This window comes from Halomonas campaniensis, assembly GCF_002211105.1.
GTDB classification, from domain to species: Bacteria; Pseudomonadota; Gammaproteobacteria; order Pseudomonadales; family Halomonadaceae; genus Vreelandella; species Vreelandella campaniensis_A.
This window is the reverse complement of sequence record NZ_JPUA01000021.1, coordinates 1-9,649: the sequence shown is the minus strand read 5'-3', so window position 1 is coordinate 9,649 and position 9,649 is coordinate 1. Positions and strand designations below refer to the sequence as shown.

The 9,649-nt window shown below is 55.5% G+C and carries 12 protein-coding genes; 10 read left to right on the top strand and 2 right to left on the bottom strand.

The features are described 5' to 3' along the window. The 7 genes from JI62_RS07480 to JI62_RS07450 all read left to right on the top strand — a co-directional run. Window positions 1-217 (top strand): transketolase-like TK C-terminal-containing protein (locus JI62_RS07480; protein WP_430750715.1); only part of this gene is annotated, 217 nt, incomplete at its 5' end. Window positions 218-220: 3 nt separating this feature from the next. After that, entirely contained in the window at window positions 221-574 is a 354-nt protein-coding gene (locus JI62_RS07475) for a CidA/LrgA family protein (protein WP_088699559.1), read from the top strand. Then, complete coding sequence (locus JI62_RS07470) at window positions 564-1,289, top strand: LrgB family protein (RefSeq protein WP_088699558.1); 726 nt, start codon at window positions 564-566, stop codon at window positions 1,287-1,289. Before JI62_RS07475 ends, JI62_RS07470 begins: the two co-directional genes overlap by 11 nt. A gap of 105 nt (window positions 1,290-1,394) precedes the next feature. Then, window positions 1,395-2,432: a type I glyceraldehyde-3-phosphate dehydrogenase gene (locus JI62_RS07465; protein ID WP_088699557.1), complete on the top strand. Its 1,038-nt coding sequence runs from the start codon at window positions 1,395-1,397 to the stop codon at window positions 2,430-2,432. Window positions 2,433-2,504: 72 nt separating this feature from the next. Continuing rightward, window positions 2,505-3,674 (top strand): phosphoglycerate kinase, encoded by a 1,170-nt coding sequence (locus JI62_RS07460; RefSeq protein WP_088699556.1) that lies wholly within the window; start codon window positions 2,505-2,507, stop codon window positions 3,672-3,674. 109 nt (window positions 3,675-3,783) lie between these two features. Then, window positions 3,784-4,848 (top strand): class II fructose-bisphosphate aldolase, encoded by a 1,065-nt coding sequence (gene fba / locus JI62_RS07455; RefSeq protein ID WP_088699555.1) that lies wholly within the window; start codon window positions 3,784-3,786, stop codon window positions 4,846-4,848. A 150-nt stretch (window positions 4,849-4,998) separates the two neighbouring features. Then, window positions 4,999-5,349, top strand: coding sequence for a hypothetical protein (locus tag JI62_RS07450; RefSeq protein WP_170938502.1), 351 nt, complete (start codon window positions 4,999-5,001; stop codon window positions 5,347-5,349). 16 nt (window positions 5,350-5,365) lie between these two features. Here the strand turns inward: JI62_RS07450 and JI62_RS07445 are convergent, their stop codons facing one another. After that, window positions 5,366-5,791 (bottom strand): hypothetical protein, encoded by a 426-nt coding sequence (locus JI62_RS07445; RefSeq protein WP_170938501.1) that lies wholly within the window; start codon window positions 5,789-5,791, stop codon window positions 5,366-5,368. A gap of 285 nt (window positions 5,792-6,076) precedes the next feature. Here JI62_RS07445 and JI62_RS07440 point away from each other — a divergent pair, with 285 nt between their 5' ends. The 3 genes from JI62_RS07440 (at window position 6,077) to JI62_RS07430 (ending at window position 8,131) form a co-directional block, all read left to right on the top strand. After that, window positions 6,077-6,778 (top strand): HAD family hydrolase, encoded by a 702-nt coding sequence (locus tag JI62_RS07440; protein WP_088699554.1) that lies wholly within the window; start codon window positions 6,077-6,079, stop codon window positions 6,776-6,778. Beyond that, window positions 6,778-7,152: a translation initiation factor Sui1 gene (locus tag JI62_RS07435; protein WP_088699553.1), complete on the top strand. Its 375-nt coding sequence runs from the start codon at window positions 6,778-6,780 to the stop codon at window positions 7,150-7,152. The genes JI62_RS07440 and JI62_RS07435 overlap by 1 nt, the downstream gene beginning before the upstream one ends. A gap of 70 nt (window positions 7,153-7,222) precedes the next feature. Continuing rightward, window positions 7,223-8,131 carry a nuclease-related domain-containing protein gene (locus JI62_RS07430; RefSeq protein WP_088699552.1) on the top strand — a complete coding sequence of 303 codons (909 nt, stop codon included), beginning with the start codon at window positions 7,223-7,225 and terminating at the stop codon, window positions 8,129-8,131. Between the two features lie 11 nt (window positions 8,132-8,142). Here JI62_RS07430 and JI62_RS07425 read toward each other — a convergent pair whose 3' ends face one another. Continuing rightward, window positions 8,143-9,474: a deoxyguanosinetriphosphate triphosphohydrolase gene (locus tag JI62_RS07425; protein ID WP_022520993.1), complete on the bottom strand. Its 1,332-nt coding sequence runs from the start codon at window positions 9,472-9,474 to the stop codon at window positions 8,143-8,145. Window positions 9,475-9,649: the final 175 nt, after the last annotated feature.

The following is a 9,649-nucleotide window of genomic DNA, read 5'->3' as shown; positions in this document are numbered from 1 at the left end:
CGCCGAGTACCGCGAAAGCGTACTGCCCAAAGCGGTCACCAAGCGTATCGCCATCGAAGCCGCCCACGCCGACTACTGGTACAAGTATGTGGGGTTGGATGGCCGCGTCATTGGCATGACCACCTACGGCGAATCTGCGCCAGCGGGGGATCTGTTCAAGCACTTCGGCTTTACCGTCGACAATGTGGTCAAACAAGCCAACGAACTACTCGGCTAAGCCATGCCAGCACTCAGTGGCTTTCTATGGTTGATTAGCTACTGGCTGATCGGTGAAGTGGTGATCCACTTCACCGCTTTGCCGATCTCTTCAGGCGTGATTGGGATGCTACTGCTCTGCGCAACGCTCGCCGTGCGGGGCCGTGTTCCTAACAGCATTGCCGCTGCCGCCCAGCCGCTGATTGCGCTACTCGCCATGCTGATTATGCCCGGCGTTGTTGGGGTGTTTTTTATCATCGGCGAGCTGGCTGGACAGTGGACGGCTATCCTTATCGCCTTAGTGCTGGGTACGTTACTCAGTGTGGTGACCACGCTTTGGTTGCTCAAGCGGCTAATCGGGCAACCCCATGTCCGATAACTCCTCGTTGCTCACGCTATTAACCACCACCCCGCTGTTTGCAGTCGGGTTAACGCTGGCTGCCTATTTGCTCGGCAGCCTTCTGTTTCAGCGTTTAAAGCGCCCCTCATGGCTGCCCGCTATCTTGATCGCAGCGCTGCTGCTAGCGGGGGCGTTGGCGCTAATAGGGCTGCCGTACGCCACCTACCAGCAAGGGGCCACATGGTTAACGGTGCTGTTGGGGCCCGCCACGGTGGCGCTGGGCATGCCGCTCTATCAACAGCTGCCGCGGATCGTTGAGCTGTGGCGTCCACTGGCGATTTGCTTACCCATCGCGGCAACACTGGCGGCTTGCTACTCGCTGGGCATTGCCTGGTTACTGGGCAGCTCGGACAACGTACTCGCTTCCATTGCCGCTAAATCAGTGACCGCGCCAATTGCTATCGGCATTACCGAGCAGCTCGGTGGCACCACCGCACTGCTACTGGGTGCACTGCTGGTCACCGGGGTGATTACCATTCCCTGTGTTAGCTTGGCAGCGCGTTGGCTGGATATCCAAGATGATCGCTTGACCGGTTTTGCCCTGGGTCTCAATGGCCACGCCATCGGCACGGTAAGGGCGTTTGAGATCAGCCCTACGGCTGGCGCTTTTGCCTCACTGGGCATGAGCCTGACGGGTATTTTCACTGCGCTGCTGCTGCCACTGGCCTGGCGATTGATCGGCTTGGTCAACTGATGGGCAACGGCAGTTGATGAGAATCGCCCGCTAAAATACGTTATCATCACAAAGCGTTCTCGACTTTATCGATCATCGAAACACTTTTAAGAGCCACTCCTCCGCATGGCTAATTCTGCTCCCAGGTATCGCATCGCCATTAACGGTTACGGACGCATCGGCCAGTGCGTCTTACGGGCGCTCATTGAGCGGCACCACCCTGAGCTTGAAGTGGTGGCCATTAATGAAATGTCTGATCTGGCGACCATCACGTACCTAACCCGTTACGACACTACCCATGGTCGCTTTCCCGGTGACGTCGATAACGACGGCCAGACCCTTATCGTTGACGGCCATCGCATCCAGGTACTCTGCGAGCAAGACCCACGCAAGCTACCCTGGAAAGCGCTTGATGTGGATCTGGTGCTGGAGTGCTCTGGAAGCTTTAAAGATCGCGCCACCGCCGAGCTACACCTGGAAGCTGGCGCCAAGCGGCTACTGTTTTCCCAGCCAGCGGAGAACGATGTCGATGCCACCATTGTGTGGGGCATCAATGAGAACGAGCTAGCGCTGTCTCAGCGCATTCTCTCTGCCGCTTCCTGCACGACCAACTGCCTGGTGCCACTACTGACCGTCCTCGACGAAGCCCTCGGCCTGGAGCACGGTGTGACGACGACGATTCATTCGGCGATGAACGACCAGCCGGTGATCGATGCCTACCACCAGACTGACCTGCGTCTTACCCGCTCGGCGATGCACTCTATTGTGCCGGTGGATACCGGCTTGGCGCTCGGCATCAGCCGCTTGATGCCCCACCTTGCGGGCCGCGTTGAGTGTCTGCACGTACGCGTACCCACAATCAATGTCTCGGCCATGGACGTGGCGCTCACCGTCAGCCGGGACACCCACCGGGACGATGTCAATGCACTGCTGCTGGCCGCCAGCCAACAGCGCTTAAAGGGTGTGCTTGGCTATACTGAAGCCCCTATGGCGTCGGTTGATTTTAATCACGACCCACGCTCAGGCATCCTGGACGCTACTCAAACCCGGGTCGCAGGCGAGCGCCTTATCAAGTTGCTGTGCTGGTTTGACAACGAGTGGGGGTTCGCTAACCGTATGCTCGATATTAGCCAGCGGCTGGCCAGACTTTCAGCTCAAACATGACCTGTTGCAGTCGCTTTTTATATTAGCTATTTCTACTTAGTTCAACGGCATACACACGAGGATACCGCATATATGAACGTAAAAAAGATGACTGACCTTCCCCTGGAAGGGCAACGCGTGCTGATTCGTGAAGATTTAAATGTGCCCATCAAACACGGCCGCGTCTCCAGCGACGCCCGCCTGCGTGCCGCATTGCCAACCATCCAAGCCGCCGCAAAGGCTGGGGCGAAGGTGATGTTGATGAGCCATTTAGGACGCCCCACCGAAGGTGAACCCGCCGAAGAGTTTTCCCTCGCACCGGTGGCTGAACACCTGGGTGAACTGTTAGGTCGCCCAGTGCCGCTGATCACAGCCTATCTCGGCGAAACGCTGGATCTCGCCAACGGCGACATCGTGCTGCTAGAGAACGTGCGCTTTAATAGCGGCGAGAAAAAAGACGATGAGCAACTGGCAAAACAGTACGCCGCACTGTGCGATATCTTTGTCATGGATGCGTTTGGCACCGCCCACCGCGCCCAGGCGTCCACCCATGGGGTAGCGCGTTTTGCCCCCAGCGCCTGTGCGGGGCCTTTGCTGGCCCAAGAGTTGGATGCCCTTGAAAAAGCACTGGCGCATCCCGCCCGGCCCATGGCCGCCATCGTCGGTGGCTCGAAGGTCTCTACCAAACTGGATGTACTCACCGCGCTGGCGGAGAAATGCGATCAACTGATCGTCGGTGGTGGTATCGCCAACACCTTTATTGCCGCCGCGGGATACAATGTCGGCAAATCGCTCCATGAGGCCGATTTGGTGGGCCAAGCGAAAGCGCTGATGGAAAAAGTCTCGATTCCGCTCCCGACCGATGTGGTCGTCGCCACCGAGTTTTCTGAGTCAGCCAAGGCCACTGTCAAACCGGTCGATCAGGTGGCTGACAATGAGATGATTCTGGATATTGGCCCAGACACCGCTGCACATTTGGCCAGCATGCTCAAAGACGCCGGCACTATTTTATGGAATGGGCCGGTTGGCGTCTTTGAGATCGATCAGTTTGGTAAAGGCACCCAGGTGCTTGCTCAAGCCATCGCCGATAGCGCAGGTTTCTCTATTGCCGGCGGCGGCGATACCTTAGCAGCCATTGATAAATATGCCATTGCGGATCGCGTTTCATATATTTCTACTGGCGGCGGCGCCTTTCTTGAGTATGTCGAAGGCAAGCAGTTGCCAGCCGTCGCGGCACTCGAAGCCGCCGCCAAACGCGGTTAACATTGTCCGACCTGAAAACAGTACGATTTGAACCTGAACGCTCATCACCGTTCAAACTGACAGCTCAATCTTGACAACCCAGTCTCTACCACATAGATAAGGTAATTTCATGGCTTTGATCAGCATGCGCCAGATGCTCGACCACGCCGCCGAATACGGTTACGGCATTCCGGCGTTTAACGTCAATAACCTTGAGCAGATGCGCGCCATTATGGAGGCAGCGGATGCCACCGACTCACCGGTTATTGTCCAAGCGTCTGCTGGCGCGCGTAAGTATGCGGGGGCCCCTTTCCTGCGCCATCTGATTTTGGCGGCCGTGGAAGAGTTTCCGCACATCCCTGTGGTCATGCATCAGGATCACGGCACGAGCCCCACCGTCTGCCAGCGTTCTATTCAGCTCGGTTTCTCCTCGGTGATGATGGATGGTTCGCTGGGCGAAGATGGCAAAACGCCCACCGACTACGACTATAACGTCGACGTTACTCGTCGCGCGGTGGAAATGGCGCACGCCTGTGGCGTTTCCGTCGAAGGCGAGCTGGGTTGCCTGGGTAGTCTGGAAACCGGCATGGCCGGTGAAGAAGACGGCATCGGCGCAGAAGGCAAGCTCGATATGGAGCAGTTGCTGACCGACCCGGAAGAAGCTGCCGAGTTTGTGAAAGCGACCCACGTGGACGCGCTGGCGATTGCCATTGGCACCAGCCACGGTGCTTACAAGTTCACCAAGCCGCCGACCGGTGACACGCTCTCTATTCAGCGCATTAAAGAGATTCACGCACGGATTCCGGACACTCACCTGGTCATGCACGGCTCCTCGTCTGTTCCCCAGGAGTGGCTGGAAGTGATTAACCAGTATGGCGGTGAGATCCCCGAAACGTACGGCGTTCCCGTTGAGGAGATCGTTGAGGGTATCAAGCATGGCGTGCGCAAGGTCAACATTGATACCGACCTGCGCTTGGCGTCTACCGGTGCCGTGCGTCGCTTCCTGGCGGAGAACCCGTCTGAATTCGACCCACGTAAGTTCTTGAAAGAGACCGTTACCGCCATGCGCGATCTATGTATCGCTCGCTACGAAGCCTTTGGTACGGCGGGCAACGCCAGTAAGATTAAACCGATCAGCCTGGAAGAGATGTTCCTGCGCTATGGGCGTGGCGAACTGGCTCCTAAGGTAAAGTAAGCGCGTTATTGCCGCACGTTCGAAGAAGACGACCAATCGGTCGTCTTTTTTTGTGGCTAATTAAATAGATGTTGCAATGCAGCATTAATGCACTAACACTGGTGATGAGGCCACGACATTTCGTGTTCCAGCAAGGAGGCCACAACGCTGATGAAATCGACAACTCCCCTGTCCCTAATGCCGACTCCCCCAGTCGCGATGTTCGATATATGGAAAGTCGGTATCATGGCCTTTGAGCTATGGTCGACGTCTTTATCGACAATCACTATGCGACATCATTTATGGCAAACACAGCCGTTTTTCAGTCCTAAAATGATGCAAGAGAATCAACGCATGGTCACTGAAAAACTCGAGGCCAGCATGGAAGCTGGCCTCGTTATGCAAAAAGCGCTGCTCAACTCAATGAGCGGTAAGCAGGCCCCCTGGTGGGTTACCAGCCAGCGCACAATGAAGCCTTACCACCAGCGTAGTAGCGCTAACTCGCGCAGGCTCGCCAAGTAGCGCTTAGGCACCGACGTTACTCACTGTCGTCGGTGCCATCCTCATCATCTTCACTATTTTCCTCTTCGCTGCTATGAATAGCGTCTTCCGGGCTGCCAGTGCCACCGGTGCCAGCTTCGGGATTGCGTTCCTCACTCTTGCCAGGCTCTAGTTCTACGTCAGCCTCGCCCTCGCTGGTGGCTACCCCTTCATTTTTCTCTTCCTCCTCCTCCTCTTCACGGACGCGGGCCTGTTCATCGGTGTCATCGGCATTACTGGATGACATATCCTCGTCGCGTTTCACCGACCCCGCTTTAATACCGTACTCCTCTTCAAGTGCTGCATCATCCAGAGGCTCATGCTGTTCACCCTCTGACTCATGGCTATCGGCCAATGCATAGCTCGTCGTCGTTAGTAAAGCAGCGCTGAGCGCAAAAGGTAGCATCCAAGGGGTTAATCGCATTAGGCATTCTCCATGTTGTGTTTATGACTCGATAGTGTATCCCTACCGTCCCTTCGGCGCAGCTTGGCCATTTCCAACGCTTGCACGACTGCACCACTGACGCTAGATGGCTTATAACAAAAGCCAGAAAAATAAGTGTAGCCGTTTAAGCTGGCTCAAGAGTCGCGTTCAGGCAAGCAAAAAATAACAAAACAGTGTTCACAAATGAGGTAAAATCCCGTTCAATAGCAGTATGGATGGCTTCAACTAATACTGGCAGTGCATAAGCCGCTGCAAGGAACCACAATGCCGCTCCCACTTTTGCTGTTTGATTGTGATGGCACTCTTGTCGATAGCGAACCGCTTCTGGCCGAAGAGATGGCTACCGGTCTTAATTCAATCGGCCTGCCTTTCGCGTCTAGTGATTATCTTGGCGAGTTTCGCGGAGCACGCTTTCGACGCATCGTTGCTGAACTGCAACAACGCTTTGGTGAGGTTGACCCTGAACAGCTTGACCGCATGGAAGCCTCTATGCGGGCCAATCTAGCCACCCGGCTTGCCCAGGAACTGACGACGATACCCGGCGCCCAAGAAGCGCTGGATACCTTGTCGGCGTATCCCAGCGCAGTGGTTTCTAATGGGCCTGAAAGCAAAATTCACACGGCTTTAGAAGCGACCGGGCTTAGCCGCTACTTCGGTAAGCGTTTTTTCAGTGGCTATACCGCCAATTGCTGGAAGCCCGAGCCCTGTCTACATCTACATGCAGCGAGTATCATGGGCTATTCAGCGCATGACTGCATTGCCATAGACGATGCCTTGGTAGGTGTTCGCGCAGCGCTTCAAGCGGGGATGACGGTGATCCACTTAAATCGTTTCCCAGATGCCGAAACAACGCCTGAAAACGCTATTATGATCAGTAATATGTATCAGCTACCCGCTGTGGTGGAGCGACTCACGCGTGAGTACTGGCATACCCCTGTGCCTCAACACTCAATGGGAGGAGGATGATGGGCTCTTTACGCGACCAGCTCGGTGGTCTGGTTTACTCCACCGAACATGGCAAAACTTGCCCTACCTGCCGGGAACCACTTGATGCCTGCCACTGCGATGAGCTGAGTGAGCAGCAGCGTCTAGCGGCACTGGATGGCGTGGTACGCATTCGCCGCGAAACGAGTGGCCGGAAAGGCAAAGGCGTGACGACCATTAGTGGCATTCCACTGCCTAGCGAAGAGCTTAAAACCTTGGCAAAAACGCTTAAAAAGCGCTGTGGAACAGGTGGAGCCGTTAAAGAGGGTGTTATTGAAATTCAAGGCGATCATCGCGATACCCTGCGTCAAGCATTAAGCGATCTGGGTTACCAGGTTAAACTCGCTGGAGGTTAGGCCTCTACACCACTATGACTTATCGTCAGAACCTACTACTGAATAAGTCTCTATAGAGCAAGGCACTGCAATGGCTTGGCTGGAATACGTGCTACCCCTGATATTTCTATTCCCCATGGCAGCAATGGCCAGTATTGTCCTTGCGCTGCGCAGCCTGCATGATGCTCGCGTTCACTCCCCTTTCAACGCCCCCCTTCATGAACCGGGCCAAGCGCTGCGGCAGCGTCTTGACAAAGCGTTTTCCAGCCTATTTTTAAATGGCGCATTAGGGCCCATTATCAGCCTCGCACCGCTTGTTTACGGGATGGGGCGCATGCTGTTTGTAGAGCGGCAAGACTGGGTCGAATGGGCACTATATGGTCTACTCAGCACCTTACTTGTGCTGGCGTTTTCACTGCTATTGGTACGCGACTATCAGCGTATTCGACGCTTAAAATTAGGCTTAGCCTGCGAACTCGCCGTTGGCCAGGAACTCGAGCGCTTGGTTCGCCCGGACGCCCACCCTTACTACGTATTTCACGATGTCCCCACCGATAGCTTCACGATTGATCACGTCGTAGTCACGCCCCACGGGGTGTTTGTGGTAGAGACACGGGCAAGGACACTCGCTATCGGCACCGATGGCAATGAGCTCAACACAGTGGCGGTGGAGCGCGAACGGTTGCGCTTTCCGCACTGGCAAGAGCGCCGACCGCTGCATAAAACGCGTCAAGGAGTTAGCTGGCTGACTCACTGGCTTGAGCGACGCTGCGGTGTGCCCGTGCCCGTACGGGGCGTATTGGTGCTGCCGGGTTGGAAAATAGATAACAGCGAAGCCGCCCCGGACATTCTGGTAGTTAGCGGTGATACCCTTGCCAAGCAGATAACCGAGCTGACCCCAGGCCCGCTCAACGATGCCATCCATGACAAGGTCATTAATGTGCTGCTTGAGCGCGCTCAGTTGATGGAGTTGAAGCACCTGAGCCAACCTTCGGTTTAATGACGCAGTCCTCAATCACCGCGCAGACGGCCGCCCATCTCCTGGGCTAGATCCACCGCGTAGTGGTCTGTCATTCCACCGATAAAGTCCAGCATTCGTCGATAGCTATCGTAGAGCGGCCAAGATGGCAGGGGCGTGTTTTCTCCTATCAGGGCCAATACACGCTGGTGTTTAAACGATGAGTGCCCTGTATGGTGAAGCTCGTGCGCAGCGCCAATAAAGGCTTCCAACAGAATACCCAGCGTCGTATAAGCGCCTATCTCCAGCTTTGCCTTACGCTCATTCTGAAAAATGCGCTCTCGAGCCAACTGCTTCGCCGCCTGAACGCCCCAGCCCAGATCAGGGTGGCACAGCTCTAAGAGGTCATCACTGAGCGTGCCGCTCAGCAGAGCCTGCTCATGCTGCACGAACACCGCGCCGACATCATTAACCGCGCGCTCCATGGCCGCGCCTCTTAGCAGCGCAATACGCCGTCGCTGAGACACATTGCGGGCCTGCATATCGGCATATTCGGGCGGAAACTCGCCAGCAATCTGGCGAAGTATTTCGACTACTTCTTCATAACGCAGGATGCCCATTTCCAAACCATCTTCCAGATCCAGGAGGGCATAGCAGATATCATCAGCGGCTTCGACAAGCCAAGCCAGTGGATGGCGACACCAGCGCTGTTCGCCCTGGGGTAATAAGCCTACCGCTTCAGCCACCTCTTTGAGCAGCGCCTGCTCTGACTGGTAGGCGCCAAACTTGCCTGCACGACCGCTGTAACGAACCGTCCAAGGATATTTAAGCAGTGCTCCCAATGTGGCTGCAGAAAGCCGCATACCGCCATTAAACTGGTTATATTCGATTTGGGTAATCACCCGAAAACCTTGGGCGTTACCTTCATAGGTCAGCAGATCCTCGCGCTCAGCGTCTGAAAGACCTTCTAACAGGCCGCTGCTTTGAGCTCGCTGAAACCAGTCGCGAATCGCATACTCACCGGCATGACCAAAAGGGGGATTACCAATGTCATGGCCAAGGCATGCCGTTTGTATAATGACGCCAAGATCCGCGGGGGTGATCCATTCAGGCAAACGATCATGCAGCAGTTCACCCACAATCATCCCCAGAGAGCGGCCTACACAGCCAACCTCTAGTGAGTGAGTTAAGCGAGTATGGATATGATCGTTTTCGGTCAGCGGATGTACCTGAGTTTTGCGCCCAAGGCGCCTAAACGAACCGGAGAAAACAATTCGGTCGTGATCCTTATGAAACGGACTACGGCCGATTTCGCGGGTGCTTGTTGAGCGTTGGTCGTGAAGACGACGTGGGGAAAGCAACTGCTCCCAGCGCATCTGAGTCATGGGCATTCCTCCTAGAGGAGTGCATTCTGACATAAAACGCCGGAAAACCGTATGTTAGGGTGAGGTGTGAGGTGTGAGGTGTGAGGCAAAAAAAAATCCCCCAAGGCGCAAGCCCTGGGGGATTTTTCATAATAAGTGCCTGACGATGACTAGGGCGGCTCCCCGCTACTCTACA